The 19,689-nt window shown below is 43.6% G+C and carries 13 protein-coding genes; 3 read left to right on the forward strand and 10 right to left on the reverse strand.

Going from position 1 to position 19,689, the window contains the following annotated elements; translation table 11 throughout:
- Positions 1-36 precede the first annotated feature (36 nt).
- Positions 37-948 (forward strand): LysR family transcriptional regulator, encoded by a 912-nt coding sequence (locus L4B77_RS05940; RefSeq protein WP_429749130.1) that lies wholly within the window; start codon positions 37-39, stop codon positions 946-948.
- A 232-nt stretch (positions 949-1,180) separates the two neighbouring features.
- On the opposite strand, the gene L4B77_RS05945 is transcribed toward L4B77_RS05940, so the two are convergent.
- Both L4B77_RS05945 and L4B77_RS05950 read right to left on the reverse strand, forming a co-directional pair.
- The gene (locus L4B77_RS05945; RefSeq protein ID WP_429749132.1) at positions 1,181-2,863 is read right to left on the reverse strand and encodes an alkaline phosphatase family protein; all 1,683 of its coding nucleotides are present in this window, start codon (positions 2,861-2,863) and stop codon (positions 1,181-1,183) included.
- Positions 2,864-3,009: 146 nt separating this feature from the next.
- The gene (locus tag L4B77_RS05950) at positions 3,010-3,798 is read right to left on the reverse strand and encodes a formylglycine-generating enzyme family protein (RefSeq protein WP_429749134.1); all 789 of its coding nucleotides are present in this window, start codon (positions 3,796-3,798) and stop codon (positions 3,010-3,012) included.
- 137 nt (positions 3,799-3,935) lie between these two features.
- Here L4B77_RS05950 and L4B77_RS05955 point away from each other — a divergent pair, with 137 nt between their 5' ends.
- Complete coding sequence (locus tag L4B77_RS05955) at positions 3,936-5,267, forward strand: anaerobic sulfatase maturase (RefSeq protein WP_429749136.1); 1,332 nt, start codon at positions 3,936-3,938, stop codon at positions 5,265-5,267.
- 87 nt (positions 5,268-5,354) lie between these two features.
- The gene (locus L4B77_RS05960) at positions 5,355-6,431 is read left to right on the forward strand and encodes a tetratricopeptide repeat protein (protein ID WP_429749138.1); all 1,077 of its coding nucleotides are present in this window, start codon (positions 5,355-5,357) and stop codon (positions 6,429-6,431) included.
- Between the two features lie 259 nt (positions 6,432-6,690).
- Here L4B77_RS05960 and L4B77_RS05965 read toward each other — a convergent pair whose 3' ends face one another.
- From L4B77_RS05965 to L4B77_RS06000, 8 genes are all read right to left on the reverse strand, one after another.
- Complete coding sequence (locus L4B77_RS05965; protein WP_429749140.1) at positions 6,691-9,894, reverse strand: response regulator; 3,204 nt, start codon at positions 9,892-9,894, stop codon at positions 6,691-6,693.
- Between the two features lie 201 nt (positions 9,895-10,095).
- Positions 10,096-10,482, reverse strand: coding sequence for a hypothetical protein (locus L4B77_RS05970; protein ID WP_429749142.1), 387 nt, complete (start codon positions 10,480-10,482; stop codon positions 10,096-10,098).
- Positions 10,483-10,590: 108 nt separating this feature from the next.
- Positions 10,591-12,729 (reverse strand): ATP-binding cassette domain-containing protein, encoded by a 2,139-nt coding sequence (locus L4B77_RS05975; RefSeq protein WP_429749144.1) that lies wholly within the window; start codon positions 12,727-12,729, stop codon positions 10,591-10,593.
- A complete protein-coding gene (locus L4B77_RS05980; protein WP_429749146.1) occupies positions 12,726-14,312 on the reverse strand; it encodes an ABC transporter transmembrane domain-containing protein in 1,587 nt (528 codons plus the stop codon). The genes L4B77_RS05975 and L4B77_RS05980 overlap by 4 nt, the downstream gene beginning before the upstream one ends.
- Complete coding sequence (locus tag L4B77_RS05985; protein WP_261839918.1) at positions 14,302-15,726, reverse strand: TolC family protein; 1,425 nt, start codon at positions 15,724-15,726, stop codon at positions 14,302-14,304. Before L4B77_RS05985 ends, L4B77_RS05980 begins: the two co-directional genes overlap by 11 nt.
- A complete protein-coding gene (locus tag L4B77_RS05990) occupies positions 15,701-17,932 on the reverse strand; it encodes an ATP-binding response regulator (RefSeq protein WP_429749148.1) in 2,232 nt (743 codons plus the stop codon). Before L4B77_RS05990 ends, L4B77_RS05985 begins: the two co-directional genes overlap by 26 nt.
- Positions 17,933-17,935: 3 nt before the next feature.
- Entirely contained in the window at positions 17,936-19,285 is a 1,350-nt protein-coding gene (locus tag L4B77_RS05995) for an HlyD family type I secretion periplasmic adaptor subunit (protein ID WP_261839920.1), read from the reverse strand.
- A 15-nt stretch (positions 19,286-19,300) separates the two neighbouring features.
- Positions 19,301-19,651 (reverse strand): hypothetical protein, encoded by a 351-nt coding sequence (locus L4B77_RS06000; RefSeq protein WP_429749151.1) that lies wholly within the window; start codon positions 19,649-19,651, stop codon positions 19,301-19,303.
- Positions 19,652-19,689 lie beyond the last annotated feature (38 nt).

A 19,689-nucleotide genomic window follows, 5' to 3' on the forward strand; every position in this document is an offset into this window, starting at 1 on the left:
TACTATAGGAAACCTGCGTCTTTAATATGGAACTGTATGAAAAGTACTGAGCTAAATTTAATTCCGATATTTGTCGCTATCTACGAAGAGCAGAACTTATCTAGGGCTGCTAATCGCATGGATATAAGCCAACCTGCTGTGAGTAAGGCGCTTGCACGCTTGCGAGATATCTATGATGAGCCACTGTTTCACCGAACCACGTCAGGCGTAGCGCCAACCACTTTTGCTATTGATATTTATCCAGCTATGTCTGCGGCTTTGAAAAACTTTACATCAACACTGTCTGCATCACGCGATTTTGATCCTAAAACATCAAATCGTATTTTTTCTGTTGCTTGTGTTTCCGCAGCAAGCTATGAAATTATGCCAAGAGCGATGCAGTTGATCAGCCAAGTTGCACCTAACATAGCGTTAGAAGTTCACCCTCTGTTTACAGAAGATTTTGAGTCAGACTTAAGGCTGCAAAGGCACGATGTGATCATTGACATGACGCCAAGAGGACGAACCATACTCAAGCATGAAGTGCTATCTGCCGAAGAGCTTGTGGTTGTTTGTCGGCATGATCATCCGACAATTGGTGACACTATTGATATGGCGCAATTCTTAGCGCATGAACATGTAGTGGTTGCGCGTTGGCATGCACGTAAAAGCTTATTAAGTTCTGACCATTTTAGTGAGTTGGAGAAACGTAGAATCGTGTATCGCGCTGCGGGCGTTGTTGAGATGCTTCCAGTTATTGAGGGTTCGGATGCGATTGGTGTTATGCCTATTTCATCAGTGCGTTGTTTTGCTGAAAAGTACACGGTAAAAACATTGCCATTACCATTCGAACTGGAAGAACTCGATATGTGTATGATCTGGCACCCAAGCCGCACTAACGAGACAAGTCATCAATGGCTGCGCGCTAAAATCAAAGCAGCAGCAAAAGCTATCTCAAAGGTAAGTTAAGTGTTCTTTTGGGGACGCGAGACCGATTTATTAACGAATATCTATCGGGGAGTACCTGACGATAGTTGGTACTTGAACTAAAATTACAGATGAAAGCGATACGCTTTGATAGCTGAAAAGCTAATGGCAACAAGAGCCGTTTATCTCTCTAGAATCAATCTGTTTTGATAAAACGGCTCTTGTGTGTCGAACAGGGTTTAAAACGTTGAATGGCAAACGTCAGTCGTTTCGATTACTCGACGATTTCTTGCAGCACTTCTCCAATTGACCCGCTTGGTTGGGTGATACCCAGTTTGTTCGACAGTGTTGGCGCAATGTCATATGGCGTGATTGGACGAGAAACCTTCTTAGCGTCCACATCATAGCCAGCGAAAATAACCGGTACATGTGTGTCATATTTCCAAGGTGAGCCATGAGTTGAAGCAATTTGTAGGCCTTCCATGTCGTTAATGTAGCTGCGCGGTGCAAAGACTACATACACGTCGCCAGAACGAGCAGGGTGATAGTTGTTTTTGATGAGCTGCATCACATGCGTATCCGGTACTCGGTTGGCTGCGATATCACTGCTTGATACAGCAAATGCAACGCCTTTCACTTTTGCAATTTCATCAGCAATGGCTTCTTGTACCTTAGCCAGATCTAGCTTCTTCTCAGCAATAAGATCATGATTCAGATAGATATAAGGTTGCGCATACAAACGAATTGCGTCTTTGCTTAGACCAAATTCATCCTTCAATCGTTTCTCAACACCACTCGAGAGTAGAGTGTCTTTATTGAAGTATTGGGCTTGATTGAAACCAAGCGCATTTGCCGCAGGTGAAGATTCAGGCACACCATGATCGGCAGATAGCACAATTAATGTGTTTTCTAGCCCGACTTGGTTATCCACAGTTTTGAAAAGCTTAGCGAGAGTCTTATCAAGTCGGATAAGGTTGTCTTCTGTTTCTAGGCTTTCAGGGCCGTAGAGGTGCACCACGTAGTCGTTTGATGAGAAACTCACAGACAGATAATCAGTCACGTCGCCTTGGCCAAGCTTCTCTTGTATCAGTAAGGTGCTAGCGAAGTTTTCTGTGATTTCGTCACCAGCAGGGCTGACGGTTAGGGTGGTGCTGTAGTACTTGTAACTTGCCGGACCGTATGGGTGAGGGAAGGTACGTTGGAAATCACCGAGTTTCACTTTGTGTTCGGTATCGTGTTCTTGCAACGTGTATTTCTCACGCGGTAATGAGAGCGCCCATTTCTGTTTGGAATACTGAGCAGCAATCGCTTTCTCGTTCCAGCGTGATACCCAATCTGGGTACTGGTCGTAATAATAGTTACTGGTGACAAATTCAGATTGTGCTTTGGAGAACCAGAAGGCTTTACCACTGTGTCCCGCCAATGAGATTGCGCCGCGGTCTTTCACAGATACGCCGAACACTTTTGATTTGCCACTATTGGAAATCGTCAGCTCATCACCAAATGTGGTGGAGAGTATTGGCTCCGGAGAGCGGCCATCGCCTTGTGCTGTCTTCTGCGTTGGGTCGATCTCTGTTGCTTTGTCGACACCCGCACCAGAGGTCAGCATTTGGTAATTAGCGTCTTCTACGTTATACACCAAACGTTCTTCGCTACGGTCATACCAAACATTACCTACCATGCCGTGTACGCTCGGTGGAGCGCCTGTTGCAAGCGATACATGGCCCACAATCGTTTCTGTGTTGCCATGTTGGTAGTTCGCGTTGGTGTAGTAAGTACCATTATCCATTAAGTACCGGAAACCGCCTTCACCGAAGTTGTGCTTATATCGTTCGATTAGATCTGCGCGCAGACCATCTACCGTGATTTGAAGGATGAGATTTGGCTTTTCCGCAGCTGAAGCTGGAAGAGCGCAGAGTAACGCGAGTGTGAGTCCTGAAAGTTGGGTGTATTGCATAGCGTGTCCTTGTTCAGTGTTTTCGCAGATTTCTACCGTTTGGCCAGATTTCTAACGTGTGTACAGTGCGAATCGTATTTTTAGTCTTGTGGTGAGGCTTTAGTGAGCCGTAACTTTCGGCACCTTTAACTCGTGCACATCTTTAGCTAGTTCGTATCCTTCACTAAACGTAAGCCCATGTCGGACATGGTGATCGATTGGCTTGCAAAATCACGACGGTAACTTTCAGATTCATTTTCGTCATAAGCAAAGCTGCCACCGCGAACTGATTTGTGTGATAAACCGACGTCGCTGTGTTTTGCGTTGTTTGGGTTGTCTGTTGGGCCGAATCGGTAGAAGGTGTCATCGAAGGCATCGATAACAAACTCGCCCACGTTTCCTGTCATGTCATATAAGCCTAGTTCATTTGGTTTCTTTAGCCCGACGGGATGGGCGCGATTTTTAGAATTTGCTGAGTACCACGCAACATCATCTAAGTTGTTGGAACCACTGTAAGTATAGCCCTTGCTCTTGTTGCCACCTTTCGCTGCAAATTCCCACTCAGCTTCAGTTGGTAAACGGTATTCTTCACCCGTAAGTTCGTTCAATTGTTCAACGAAGTAGTTCGCCTGTTGCCAACTTAAGTTATTGACCGGAATTTGTGGGTTTTGGAAATAACTGAGAGATGAACCCATTACCGACTCGAACAATTCTTGAGTCACTTCAAACTTGGCGATGTAGAAACTATCTACAGTTATATCTCGCGCTGGTCGTTCTGCTTTGCTTGCTTCAGGTTCGTTCGAACCCATGGTGAATGTACCACCTTCAACTAGCACCATATGTTGGTCAATTTGTTGGGCGATGGGGTGTGTAGGCACGCTTGCACAGCCACTCAGAAGAATAGTCATGGTGACGCTGCTAATTGTTGCTAACTGTTTGTAATTAAGAAATTTCATCACGTGCCTCAGATGTTCGAAATAGGGTCTAATTCTAACGTTTAAGGTCATTCCTATTGGTTATAAAGGGTATAACATGTCACTTGATCGAATAGGAATTATGATGGCTCCAGAATACTAAAATAGGTAGGTAAATCATGCATATTACTCAAGGTCCACAATATAACGGTAAAGCGTCTAAGCGCTTGCATGTCATGGCTAAGCCGATTGGTGCAGCGTGCAACATTGACTGTAAATATTGTTACTACCTAAGTAAGCAAGATTTGTTGGAGTACCAGAAAGGTCGTTCTCCTCGAATGGATGATGAGACGTTAGAAAGCTACATCCGACAATACATTGAAGGTCAAAATACCCCTGAAATCATCTTCTCATGGCAGGGTGGTGAGCCGACTATGCTCGGTTTAGCGTATTTTGAACGCGTGGTTGAGCTACAGAAAAAGTACCAACCTGAAGGTGTATTGATTTCAAATGACTTACAAACTAACGGCACATTGTTAAATGACGATTGGGCGGAGTTTCTTGCGAAGAATAACTTCCTGATCGGCTTGAGTATTGATGGCCCAGAGATGCTGCACAACGCCTACCGTACTAATCGTGCTGGACGCGGCACCTTCAAACAAGTGATGGCGGCTGTGGAGCTGCTGCACAAACACCAAGTGAAGTTCGCAACGCTGACTTGTGTGAATAATCTCACCAGTCAAAATGCACTTGAGGTGTATCGCTTCCTACGTGATGTGGTGAAGTCTCCACAAATGCAGTTTATTCCTATCGTTGAACAGAAAACCTTTAGAACGGTTGCACCACAAACATCCCAAGTGAGCGAGCAGCTAAAACAAGGCGACAAACGCCTGATTCCGGGGCATAAAGACTCGATCATGGAATCGTGGTGTGTGTCGGATTTAGCTTGGGGTAATTTCCTTATTTCTGTATTTGATGAGTGGGCGAAGAACGACATTGGTAAGGTGTTTGTACAGTATTTTGAAGCGAGCGTAGAAACATGGATTGGTCGCCCGAACCCTCTGTGTACCTTAAATGAGATATGCGGAAAGGGCTTGGCAATGGAGCCAAATGGCGACGTATTCTCATGCGATCACTATGTTTACCCTGAGTACAAAATTGGCAATATTCATCACGAGAAACTTGATGATTTGGCGTACAGCGCAGCACAGCAAAAGTTTGGCTTTGCTAAATCACGCACACTGACCAGTCAATGTCAGCAATGTGATTACAAGTTCGCTTGTCATGGTGAGTGCCCTAAGAACCGCTTTATCAAAACCCGTGCAGGCGAATCGGGCTTGAACTACTTATGTGCAGGTTGGCACAAGTTCTTTTCTCATGTCGATAAGTCGATGGCGTATATCGCTCGCGCGATGGGGCATCCAGTCGCACATGGCAAATTCAGCGACTCAGTATTAATGGCGCATCGAGCAAAACAGGCGCAACAAGCTACGTTCGAGACCAAGTTTTAACTCTTTCTTTGGGTTAAAAGATCCAAGAAAAATTTAATCAGATACGAGTCTAAGGACAGGCTAAGTTCTCCAGTTTAAGGTAATACTATGATGAAGAAGAGTTTAGCGACGGCTGTTGCTTTATTGGTTTCAACGTCCGCATTGATTTCAACATCCGCATTGAGTTCAACGTCTGCGCTGGCAGCGAATAGCGTTCAAAAAATGGTTGACGCGCCAGCACAAAATATCAATCAAGTGCTTGAAGTGACGGACACTCAAACCCGCATTCAACAGTTGTCTTACATGGCACAAGATCAGAATCAATCCGTTGAAAATCGTATTAGTGCACTGCAAGCGCTTGCTTCATACCCAAGCCAAAATGCGCTGGTGGCGGTGGCAAGAGGCTTAAAAGATCAAAACCCTGAAGTTCGTGAGGCGGCGATTATCGGTTCTGAACCTTACCAACTTGAGCACCGTTGGGTGTTAGTTTCGCCTTTGCTGAGCGATACAGATTCTATGGTTCGCCACACGGCGACATCCAATTTAATTCGTGATTTCAATGCGTTAGATAACGACCAGAAAGCACAAATTGAACCACCAGTTACAGAGTTGATTCACTTCTTAGAAATGCAAAAGTCCGAAAAGTATCAATTACTGTTTGCTGATGTGCTCCGTTGGCACAATGACTGGGATAAGGCGGAGACGGTTTATCTAGAGCTGATCAAGACTTACCCAAAAGAAGCACAGGTTTGGTTGAGCTACGCAGATAATTTTCGTGCACAGAACAAAGATCAACAAGCAGTCGAAGTGTTAGATCGTGGTTTGGAGAACGTACCAAACAATGCTGCTCTGCACTATTCGAAATCGCTGACTCTGGTTCGTCTTGAAGACAAGACCGCGGCAGCTAAAGAGATTGAAGTGGCTGCGAAGCTAGCGAAAGATAACAGCTATTATTGGTACCTAAATGGGGTATTACAAGAAGCGTTGGATATCGACAAGTCGACGAAATCGTTCGAGACCGCGTATTTGATCTCAGGCTCTCCAGAGCAGTTATACGCGGTGTGCGATATCTATGTGCGTTATGGTAATGAAAAGACCGATGATTGTTTAAGCGAACTGGGCAAAGTGGCTCCAGATTATGTTATCGAGCAGTTGAAAGAGAAACGAGTCAGCTCAAACTCGTGAGTTTAAGCAGATCCAGTGTAAATCAAGCCAGTCGATATACTCGAGTGGCTTTGATTTTTTCAATGACAACGAAGTTGACGTACGGTTGTCACTTTGGGTTCACTAAGCGATTAGCACGCTTGACCTACGTACACGTAATAGTATTGAGAAGCGTTGAAGATGAAACCTTAATCAATCCATTCTTGTGTTAACGTTTTTACATTCGTTTCCAATGTCGGTGTATTCCAATTGAGGTTCGCTCCAATCTGTAGGTTCTTTGTTAACAAGCGACGCTTTCTATTTGGTTTAGTAGTTTCTCTTTACTTACAGGCTTCGCGACATACCCATCCATACCTGAATCAAAGCACTTTTGAATATCATCATCGATAACACTGGCCGTTAACGCGATAATAGGCGTTTTACTTAAGCCTTGGTTTTTCTCGTGTTTTCTGATCTCTCTTGTTGCTGTGAAACCGTCCATAACGGGCATCATACAATCCATCAGAATGATATCGAAGCTACTGTCGTTTAGGTACATGTCTACAGCAATCTGCCCATTGTCTGCAATTTCAAAGGCATAACCGGCCTTTTTTAGCATTATAGAAGCAACTTTCTGGTTCACTCTATTATCTTCAACTAGCAGTATTTTCTCAGGTTTGAGTGGCGTTGGTTTTTGTTCCGTTTCCTCTAGCAAAATAGGTTTTTCTGCTACCACGTTGAGAATTGGAGTGACGGTTGCGGGTTGTTTCTTAGGTTGGGCACTATGGAACGCGGGGAGGGGCATTGCTTCGACCGAGGTGATAATTTTCTCTTTAAGCGTCTCGAACTTGAATGGCTTTGGTACGTAGTCATCCATACCCACGTCGAAACACTTCTGGATATCGTCATCGATGACACTGGCGGTCAATGCAATGATCGGGACGCGACGGGTTGCCCCTGTTTCTTTTTCAATTCGTCGGATGTTGCTTGTGGCGTCAAAGCCATCCATAACGGGCATCATGCAATCCATAAGTATCGCCGCGTAATCAGGGTTAGCGGTGAACATGTCAATGGCTTCTTGCCCATTATTCGCAAACTCGAATTCAAAGCCACTCTTACCGACATGGAGCCCAGCAATCTTCTGGTTGATCTTGTTGTCTTCGACGATGAGGATTTTATCTTGGATTTCTCTCGGTTGCAGGCCTATCTTTGATAGTTCTGTTAACCCTCGTATATCACAAAGCTCAATCGCTTTAATTAAACGCAAGCCGAGCAAGGGGTGCGCGACTTGCGCTGTAACATAGTCGCCAAGATCCGCTGGCTCACTTAAGAATGATCGTATCAAACAGATAGTGATGCCGTTTAAATGCAGCTTAGCTAAGTGATCTACGTAGTCGCTCGCCAGGAATGCGTCATCTTCCACGAAAACGACGGTGATTGGCTTTGAGTATTTTTGAGTGGCGAGTTGTTGTGTCATTGCCGTTGTGTCATTGGTGGTCTGAGTTACCTCTAACCCATAAAGGTTAAGTTCACTTTCTATTCGTTGTGAAAGCATCTTATCGTTGCTCAGAATATAGATATTACCGGTCGCTACACTTGGTTTAGGCAAGACGAGATCAATGGGTAAATCTAGGTCGAAGTAGAAACAGCTCCCTTTACCTTTAACAGAGTCGAGTTGAATTTGTCCCCCCATCAGTTCAACCAATTGTGTACTGATAGCTAGGCCGAGCCCCGTACCACCAAATTGGCGTGTCGTTGAATTATCTTCTTGAGCAAAGGGTTCAAATATCTGTTTTTGTTGTTGTGAATTGATCCCAATACCTGTGTCTCGTACAGCAAACCGAGTGGTGACACTGTTTTCTGCTTTTTTGAGCGTTTGGATCGATAATGTCACGCCACCTTCTGTAGTAAACTTGACCGCGTTCGACATAAAATTCATTATGATTTGTCTTAAACGGTGATCGTCTATCATCACTCGTGCCGGTGTGTCTGGACTGATGTCGACGTTAAGTGAGATGTTTTGTTCTTTTGCTTTTGGCACAACAATGGATGCGATGTCATATATTGACTCTCTAATGGACGCCGAGTGTGGGCTAATTAATAGCATGCCAGATTCAATTTTAGAGAAGTCTAAGATATCGTTGATTAAACTTAGTAGCAGTTGAGACGAGGTTTCAATTGTATCAACGTAATCGCGTTGTGTGGGGGTTAGAGGAGTATCGGACAAAATCTCCGAGATACCGATGACTCCATTCAAGGGAGTACGAATTTCATGTGACATGTTGGCTAAGAAGCTGCTTTTGGCTTTGCTTGCTTGGATTGCATTATCTTTCGCTTGCTCAGCGTCATCTTTGGCTTTCTCTGCATCTTCTTTTGCTTGGGTTAGTTTTTCTTGAGCATTGTCTTTTTCTATGGTCAATCGTTCAACCTGTTGGACAAACAGGCTGAGTTCATCTTTACCTTGAATCAATTGCTTTAAAGAGGGGCGTGGTTCACCTTTCTCATGTTTTAAAAAATTAAGCACTAATTCAAGGTTATTGGTCACTTGTCTTGCAAGGTTCAACGCCAACCCCATGACGATTGCAGCCAGCAACGTAACGATAGTAATAAACAGGGTTCTTTGCATCTGAGCATTTGAGATGGCTTGAGCAACCTCAACTTTAAACTCGTGTTTGATGATATCTTCTAGATTTTGTAACAAGCTAAAGCGAGTGTTCATGGCCTTTAACCCACTGACTATTTCTTCACGCGTCAGCTGTTGTGTACCCGAAATATCATGAAGTTCATGACGAATTTCTTGGCTTTGAATAAAAACATCGTTTTTAAATACTTCCACCATTAACGAGACTTGGCGTTCATTCGTATTCAAAGCCACGAAACGTTCTAAAAATAGGAGTTGGCGTGCACTTAGGCCTTCGATGGTCTCCGCCAGTTCAAAATCGTATTCATTCTTTTGTTGGTAGATATCAACTAAAGATGAACTTAACTTAAACTCTTCGTTTGACCAAAACATCAGCCACTCTATCTGCAGTAAAGCAGCAAGGTGTTGTTGAATCTCTCGTTTGGTGACGTCGAAAGGCACTTTTTCGATTGTGAGTAACAGTTGCTGGTATAAATGACTTTGCCATTCAATGGCGTTAAGTTTGTCATAACTGTCAGTGCTTTTTATCATTGACAATGTGGCTTGACTGAAGTCTGCGATTAATTGATTAACTTCTTGATCACCCTCTTTAAAAAGATTAGGGGCGAGGGCTTTTAAATTCACATTGAGCTGTTCACTTCGCTCAACAAATTCTTCGGCGTTAGGTGTTAAAGTGCTTTTGTATAACAGCGAAACATCTTCTAAGTATTCAGCCAATTGACTTGTTCGTTCAAAGTCAGCTAACTGAGTCGTTAAAACATGAGCCTGCCTACCCGCTAAAAAAAGGAGTAGTGAAATAGGGAGTAAAACTAAGCCAAAGAGCTTGTGTTTGACTGAAAGGTTATTCCAGACTGTGAATGCCATATAAGATTCCGTTCAACGGTTTTATATAAAAACAGTAGAATAAAAATGGCAATATAGAAACTTTGAGACGGTAAATTTAATGGAAGTGTGGTGTAGGTGTAATTTCTTTTGATTCCTAAACTTACCTTAAAAGATAGTGGCTTTGACACCACCAATAGTTATCTTCGGTCAGTTTGTCTTTTATCCGTGTTGAAATGTGGCCTATTGGATAGGCTGTTTTGAACCAATTTTGTCTTGGTTTACTCCGAATAGGAGTTGTTCTAACACTGTTTTTGCAGAAGATTCCAATGTCCAAACGCCCAACATTCGGTTAAGAGCCGCTCGATACGCTTTGTTTGTAAGCAGGAATGCGAGCGTGCTCGTGTCAGTATCCAAAACATGTCTCTGGATAACGGTGAGCTCAGCTTTGTTTGCGATGTCTATTTTCTTGAGGTTGAATGCGGGTAGAAATGCACACTCGTACCATACCTCAACGATCTCTCGGAGTTCGATTTCTTCTTCAGGCACGTCACCGCCCTGAAATATATGTTTTTCAGGGATTGCGGATGAGTAAACGACATCCAGCTTGTCGACAACGAATGTGGACATTTTCTTCCTTGTTACCTTGAGTATCGGGATGAATAATCTCTCTCGCTTATGAATTTGTCAATTACATCTCTCTCGTTAAAGAGTGAATTGCGATTAAGCGTTATGGTTTTAGCTTAAACTATTTAAGTATTTGTCTGTTAAGCCAAAGTATTTCAAATTGCCATCTGGCTCCAGCACTAAACTCATGTTTGATGTTGCGATCAAACCAGGATCACTCGTCGAAAAAATCACGGTTTTATTCAACAATTTATCGGAGAACAGACGGTTAAAGTATTGAGCGTTTTCTTGCTCTACACCATTGAACGGCTCATCAATGATAATCAGAGATTGCTCGCAGTCACCTAAGCCAAGCGCGAGACGCAGTTTTTGCTGAATTCCATTTGGAAGGTTTTTGCATTTATCCACGCTTAACTGAGTCGCTAAGCCATCCGGAAGCCACTCATCTAACTCGAAGAAGCTGATCATTTCTTGCATCTTGTCTGTTGGAATAAGCCCGTTATGTAGAATGAAGTTGGTCTCAAGTGAGCCTTCGAAAATGTGCAAATTAAAAGGGATGTAGTTAATTGACGTTCGATAACGGTAGCTATTGAACTGTTTAATGTTGTATCCATCGACAGACACCGCACCTTGATAGCGCTCTTCTAAACCAGCAATGATTGAAATTAAGGTGGTTTTACCGCATCCTGTAGGGCCACCAATGACGACTTTGGCACAGGGAGGAATTTTGAAACCAAGGTTGGTTAAGCCGGTCGCGGCTCCTGCGTATCGATGACTGACACCACTACCTACAATGCTGCCTTGGAATAGGCGAATCGGTGGGCTTTTCTCTAAGGTCAATTTGTCATCATTCATCAACATCAAATTGTTGATTTGGGCTGCTGAAGCCTTAATCGACTGGTACTTAGAAATGGAGTTATAGATCCCCATGATAGGACCTAGTGCCTTCCAAACCAGAATGACAGTCGCGAGCATGGCACCCGCATCAGAAGTACCATCCATTACGCCAATAACCGCGGCAACGATACTGGCTGTGCCAATCACTTGAATTAGACTGCCACCAGCAGCTTGAATCTTACTGTTTGTCACAGCCACATTCTCGGCATCGCTGGTGCTTTGCATATGTGATGCACTGAATCGAGATTGAACGACACGAAGTAAAGGTAGGCCTTGGATAGTTTTGATGCCACGAAGGATTTCGTTCCATTGATACGAGACCATCGCATTGGCGCGCGAGCTTTTGGATGTGGCTTGTGAATAGCTATAGCGTGAGTAAATACAGAACACTAACATCAGTATTAAGCCACCCATTACTACCAACGCCGCTGTACCAGACATCAGAGCAATGGCGATGATAAATACGATCACAAACGGCATATCAAAATAGCTGAGGGTGGATTCTGCGGTGACTAAGCGCCGGAAGGTGTCGATATCGTTCAAACGGGCCAACTGGGAAGAGACCCCGGCAGTGGATGTCATCGCATAGGGTAGCCACAGTAACTTAGATATCACGGCTTGCGAGATGTGAACGGCGAGATCTTTACCGGAGGTCGCAATAATGTTGACGCGCATTTTCTTAAAGAAGTATTCAGAGAAGCCGACAATGATGGCAAACAGAGTTAACCAATACAGTGTCGCCTCAGAACTCGAAGTGAGTGCGAAGTTGTAAACACTCATAATAAAGAAGGGTTGCAACGCACCTAGAATACTGATGACGAAACTCAGAATGATTAAGCTCTTTAGCTCATTGTTATAGCGATAGAAAGCGTATTTAATCCAATTGCTTCTGTCTTGCGATTCCGGCGGTGGTTCGCGGAATAGACGAGAGTACTCGCTAATAGAAATCAGCAAGCAGGGTTTTTGACACATTGGATATTCAATGGTGTTGTTGTTCGTGTAATCAAACAGCAGCAACTTTCCATCGTTAGTACCTAAGAAGATTGCACTTAGATTCTCTATTTCAATAAAGCATGGGTGAGGGTACTTATCGATATTCTCGAGTGTCTTTAGCTTGGTCACATCACAGCGATATCCAAGACGCTCGATGGTCGCAGTAAAACTGTCGCCGTCTTTGGGTTTTGGAATAAAAGCATCGCTGAGTATCGCGGGTGTGCCTTCCCATTCGAGTGCTATCAGGGTGTAGGCCAAGCCACGAATAAGTGGCGATTGACTGTAACGTTCGTCGTATCCGCTAGATTCAAAATCCAAGACACGTTGCGGCACATTATTGAAGTCTACTAGGATACTCATTGGTCACCTCCGGTAAGTTTTACGCGTTTGAGGCGGTGGTTAAGTTTGTCCATCTTATTACTGGCGATGATTAGGATTTTGTCATTGGCACGATAAGCGGTACTGGTAAGAACAACGCGCGCAAACTCCTCATCAAAGACACAATCGATGTCATCAAATATCAATACACGTTTACTGGCGAGCAGGGCGCGAACCAATAATAAGGCATAGCCAACTTGGCGTGAGAATGGGTTACGCATATGGCCTTTGAGTTCTGTATAAAAACCGGCAGGAAGCCCATCAATTTGCGCTTTGATGTTCATGGTTTCACACAGTGCAAACGCCGTGTTATTCAAGCTTGGCCGGAAGCAGGTGAGGTTATCGATAATGGTGCCTTCGACGAACGAACTGGTTTTATCGACCATCAAGACACTGTTACGCCAAACGTTGTAGTTAATGTCATCGAGAGCGGTATCGTTAATCATGATATCCAGTTTGCTGTCTTTGCTCTGCCTAGTAATACAGTTCGCGAGGTGGGTTTTACCTGAACCACTTTTTCCCGTGAGTAAATAAGCTTGCCCAAGTTCGAATTCGATACGCTGCTTTCCAGAATACTTAACCGAAATGCGTTTAACTTCGGTTGTCTCATCTTGCTGTTCTACAGAAGCAACGAGTTCCAATAATTCTGCTATGCGTTGGATGTGGAGTTTATTTAATTCCCAACGACTCGCGGTTCGCATCACTTGCTGATACGGCGCAAAGTAACGGTTGGTCAACATGATAATTGCAGCCATGATGCCTTGGCTTGATTCCATGTTAATCACCGCGATTGCCAGAACCACAACAACGCAAGCAATGGAGAGTTGTTGGATGAGTGATAATATTAAGCCGAAGTTCGATTCGATTTGCTCATATTTGATGTTTTCAACTTCACGCTCTTCGACCATCTGTGTCATTAAACTTTCGACGCGATACTCCATATTCCTGGATTTGATATCCAGTGGGCTAGAGATGATCTCAATGATTTTTGATGTTGTTAAACCTTCGATATCGGATTTGCTTTTAAGGCTACCAATTTTCTGTTTAGAAATGTGCCAAGCAAAAATAGCGAGGATGATGGAGGCGAGTAAAATAGTAATGCCAGCCCATAAGTTGATTAATCCAATAATAAGTATGGTGATGACGCTAACAGCAAAGTTGATGAGTGCTCGAACGGATTCCCCGCCAAAGAAGGTCTTGAGTTCAGGAATGGTTGAGATTCGTTCTAGGTATTCGCCCGGTTCTAAACGGCGGAATTTAGAGATCTCAGCCAAACAGATGGATTGAAATACTTTATTGGTTAAGTTGGTCTCAAACTGCCTCATGATGACTGAGGAGATCTTCTCTTCCTGATTTTTTAAGTGATAGTCGAGGAAGATAGAAATCAAGATAATTGCGAATAATAAGTACAGAGTATCTTGTGCTTGGTTAGGTAACACTCGGTCAAAAATGATCAGAATAGAGAAGGGCAGTACCAAGCCAAACAGGGTCGAAATTATCGTTGAGAAAGTCAGATAACACTTATCGGCTATATTGATCTTTTGCGAAAACTGTTCAGTTTGCATTACGATCTCCTTTCTTCAATGACTCCGTTGAGAGAAGGTGTTTAGGCACCAAATCTTGACTGTCTCGCCCCTCAATATCACTCATCAATTGCATGATACTCTCTATAGATTGTACAGAGAGGGCCCCCTTTATTTGCTCAAGTTTGATGGTTTCGATGATGTAGTCGTAACGTGCGCTTTCGTAGTCTCTCAAAGCGCTGAACAGTTTACTTTCCGCTGCTAGCAAGTCGGTGATGGTACGCGTGCCTAATTGGTAGGCTCTTTGGATCCCTTTATAAGAGGCGTAGTTGGCGCGAATGATGTTTTCGTAACTGCTGATAGACTGAGAAAAGTCGTTAATGTTGAGGATTGCAGTGTTCACATTGTTACGTGTGGTGTACAGCGAGTCTTGATAAAGCAGCTCAGTTCGTTCAATTGCTGTCGACGATTTTTGATATTTATAATAATCAGAACCACCAGATAAAATAGGCACAGCGAGGTTTAAGCCCACGCTGGTTGAGTTACTTTCACCTGTCGCTGTAATGTCGGTTTTATCGTAGTTATTGGCGTCATCATGTCGATAGCTGGCTGAAAGCGATACAGTTGGTAAGAAGTTTGAACCGCTCTCTTTTAAGCCTCTACGGCTTCTTTCTACGTTTTTCTTTGCTACTAATAAGTCGTTATTGAGCTTTAATGCTTGATCCATAATTGAGCGCTGCTCTGTCTCATTTATCTCTTTTAAAGGCACGCTTTCGTATATGTCTTGCGACGGAGTAATAGGGTATTGAATTTGGATCGACAGCCCGTTGAGAATGACACGTCGATCTTTCTGCAAGGTTCTTAATCGGTTCGACACGCCTTCTTTCTGAGCAATCACTTCGTACAATTCACTGGCGGCGGTGTTACCTAGCTCTACATTGCGTCGCATTTGATGTTCACGCGTTTCAGACGATTTGAGTTCAACCCTGGTCGCTTTAATTTGGGCGTTGTTCTTCAAATACTCAAAGTATTGAGACCCGATTTCCGAAATGGTGCTTTGGATTTTGTTCTCGTGTTTAATTTCTTCGATATTGAAGTCGAGCTTTGCTGTCCCATATTTGAAAATGTCACCCAGATTGAATATGGATTGGGATAACGAAAGACTGTAGCTGTTTGAGTTATAGCTAGAGGTTTCATCGGGCACGCTAGATAGCAAGGTTTCATTCTCATTCCATGTGGTATCGGCTGCACCATTGAGTGACGGCAGAAATTTAGAGCGACTGATACCAATGTTGTACTCGTTTTCTTCCACGCCTTTATCACTGGCACGAAGAGACAGGCTGTTTTGCAGGCCGAGCTCTACCGCCTCTAGCAGGGTCGTCGCCGATGCTGAAGGTGTCGTGCTGAATGCGAGTGCAGCTAGTATGCTGCTAGTTAAGTTTCTGTACCGCCACATACTTGTTGATCACCTTGATGATTTGGTCGCTTTTATAAGGTTTGCTGATCACGTAATCCATTCCGGCTTCAATACAAGCCTGGTGTTCGTTACTGCTGGTCAATGCGGTTGCACCTATGATGGTGCAAGGGTTTTTCTCGTTTTCTTGTTCGAATTGGCGAATGCGTTTTGTGGCTTCGATGCCGCCCATACCCGGCATGATGCAATCCATGAAGATGATGTCAGAACGTTTATTCATGAAGTGCTTCACGGCATCGGCACCATCGCCAACGGTGTCTGGTTCATACTCTTGCTTGGTCAGAATTCGTTTCAGTAAGATCTGCTGAACTCGGTCATCTTCTACGATAAGGAATGAGCTGTTCTCCATCTGCTCTTCTGATGCTTCCGCTTCCATAATGGTGAGCAAATTAGGAATAAACTCGTAAGGGATAGCAGGGGCGTTGATGATCTTGTCGACGAAGCTATGACACTCTTGTGCTTGCTGAGTGCTAGTCACTGACAGTAGCAATTTGGTGTTGGGATGATTTTTTAGTTGGGATTTCACTGTTTTACTCAACGACGGCAGCTTGTTGGGTTCAAAGGTATCGGTCAGCATAATCGCGTCGTAATCACCGAATGTTTTCGCCGCTGAGAAAAGCTCATTTGCAGTGCGAATCTCGGTGATGTCCAGCCCCAAATTGCTGAGCATCTTCTTCATCACATCGATACGGATTTGAGTATTGGCGCACAGCAGTAAACGCTTGCCATCGAAGCGAGTCTTCTCTGTGTGGAAGTTCTTAGCTTTAAGATCAAGCTCAATCTGAAAACGTTCCTGAGCCCCTGACTGGAACCAGTGACTCTCGTAATATCCGTAATCTTTCAGAACGCTTTTTGCTAAGTCATCGGTGTTGGTCGTATGGTCTTTGTGTGCGCTCCAATGGAGTTTATTGAGCTTGGCAACAGAGACATCCAGCGTTGATAAGAAGTTGAGGTTGATGGTGACACGGGTATTTTCCATGTCTGACGCCGCACCCGATTCAATCGTCACAAACAGTTTCTTATTTGATTTGAGTTGAATAGCATTGGAAAGCTGCAGGAACAATATCCAGAATAAGCTGGTGGATTGGCCTTCTACACGATGGGGTAAGTTGTCAGAGATAAAGCAGTCCAGTTCGCCTTCATTTCGCTGAATTTTAGCGCTGATATGAACCATTAATTCCGACAGTACGTTGAGTAGTGAAAATTCGCTTGATTTACTTTCTGTGCCCTGTGAAATCAGACGATTATAGTTTTCTGCTAACTCAGATAAAGTACTACATGCCGAGGTAATATCCTTCGCCATCAATACGCCGTTTTCATCGGTTTCTTGAATCAGATATTGGACACCACCGTTGATGGTATTGGTGATTCCGCGAATCTCATAACCGATTAATGCGTACAGCTGTTTGTAGAGATCGTTATTGCGTTTTTGGTCTTCCAATTTACCGAAGATTAACTTCAAGTGAGAGTAGATCTGGCGTTGCTTTGGATTGATGCTCACTTCGTTAAGAAGCTCTTCAAGCCGTTGTAAATCGAGTTGCTTCAGCTCTTGATACAGGGTATCGAATTCATCGTCGATTTCGCGTTCGTTAGAGCTGGATTTCTTCAGTTTCAGCATAGCGACTGAGTTGGATAAAATCGTAATCACAGCCAATATTACGACCACCATAAACAACCAGATAAAGAACTCGTTTTTCTCTGACATTAAGTCATTTGCATGGTTGCTAAACATGGTGCGATAGTTATCGTCCATCTGCAGATAGTTATTGGTCAATGAAAGGTACAAGCCTAATACGTCGTTACGTGTTTTTGGGCTATCGGAGAAACGATTTATCGCTAATTCCAGTTGTGTGTATTCAGTTGCCCCAACTAAGCTGAACTCGGTTTTGTTCAAAGAGGCTAAAGAGCGAAATTCATCAATTTCACGCTTCAAGTTAACTAGGTTGAATTCGTTAGTACCGCAAGTGTTGGTACTTAAGCACTGTTGTAGAGTTTGAATATCTTGTTCGATGGTCTGATTAAGCTTCTGGGCTTGTATGAGCAGTGGGGCGCTTTGCACTTGTGCAACGGAGTCTACTTTTGACCAAGAAAAGTATAAATAGAAAGCGAGCGCTGCCAATACCACGCTAAATAGTATGCTTAAGCGTAGAGCGGGTACGGAAATATGGTACGAAGGTTTTCCGCTCATTGATTACCTCTCATCGAAAGCATCCTCGATGGCTGACATCACGGGTTTCGCCGCGTATTCGATCACGCGACGTGAGCCTGTTTTTACATCGGCGGTAAATTCCATGTAAGGTGATAATTTGTATTGAGTGCCTCCTCGCTCAAGAAAATTACGGTCAATTTTAATCTCAGCTAAATAGAATTCTGCATCTTCTTCTTCGTATGATGAACGGCTGATTGAGGCGATGGTTCCCTCAACAAATCCGTATTTTGCAAAGTTATAGGTATCCATTTTTACTTTTACTGCCTGACCAATTTCGACAAATCCCATGTCTTTACGTGGGATCTTCGCTTCACCGTGAAGAGAGTTATTGATCGGTGCGATATCGGCGATACTTTCACCTGGCGGAATCACAGCAGAACGGAAATTGAAATGCAGTTTGTCGACTACACCATCCACCGGAGAGTAGACGACCAGGCGATCAACTTTGTCGGAATGCTGTGGTTGTATGATTTGCTTTAGCTTGAGGTCTTTATTCGCTTGAATGATTTGTGCTTGGTACTCAGAGTTTCGATTCTCAACCAAGTCACGGTGTTGCTTTTCCAGTTTGTCGAGTTGAAAACGTTCATTCATCACAGACTCGTCAAGGTTCTCAATCTCACGAACCATATTCGACTCTTGTACTTTCATGTTCAGAACGTCGACATAAGACGCCATCTCTTCTTTATAAAGGGTGTTTTTGATGTTGAGCTGCTTACGTATCAGAGATAGTTGATTCTCTGAACTTTTGCGGCGCTTTAACATTGAACTGATTAACGAGTTTTTGTGTTTAATATCGTGAGTGATGAGCTCTTCATTTGAACGGTTTTTAGAGAACTCTTGCCTCCACGTGTTCATGTTAACTTGGACTTGCTCAGGGTATTTTTCAATGAAAGCGTCGAAGTTCGGTTCTACCATATCGCGTAAGCTTTCATAACGAATCTTGTCTAGCTCTATTTGAACGATTTCTGTATTGACTGTATCGAGCTGGGTATTGCGGTCGAGTGATCGTATACGAGCAATAGGTTGGCCTTCATAGACAACGTCTCCTTTTCTGACCAATAGCTCTTCTAATATCCCGCCCTCTAGATGTTGAACCTTCTCAACATCCGATTCCAATAGCAGTTCGCCACGTACAGAAACAACAATGTCAATACGAGCTTGTGATGCCACAGCGATAGCAATCAAAGCGAGAAGAAAGATGATGAGCAATGTTTTTTGAACGCTGGTCATAGCACTCGCCAATACGATATTGTCATCCGCAGTGACTTTAGAAGCCTCATGATTGGAAACCAGTGCTTTTCTGAGGTGATGTTCTATTTGGTTATTGCTCATGACGGACCTCGGTTACTAGTCATCTCTTGCGTCCTGAATATTCAACAAGTGGTTGATTTGTTGATTAACGTTGTGCAATTCAGCTTTTATATCCGCTATAAGCTCTTCCGGCGCAGGGAACTCGTGCCTACTCAAGTGTTCCAATTTGGCCATTTGGGGCGGAAGGTCTTGGTCGCAAAGCAACGTTAAGATGGTTTTCAACTTTTTTGAGTAACTGTTGAGTTCATCAAAACGATTACCTTTATGAAGCTCTTCTATATTTAGGGCTGCGTCAGAAAAGTCATTGTAAAAGTCGCCTAATAGCAATTGCAGCCCTTTGTGGTTGTTATCGAGTGAGCGCAACAAACTTGTCATGTCTAYCATCATTCCACTCCCTTAATTGCTTTAATCACAATAACTAAGGA

Origin of the sequence: Vibrio minamisatsumaniensis, assembly GCF_050337445.1 — a bacterium.
GTDB classification, from domain to species: Bacteria; Pseudomonadota; Gammaproteobacteria; order Enterobacterales; family Vibrionaceae; genus Vibrio; species Vibrio artabrorum.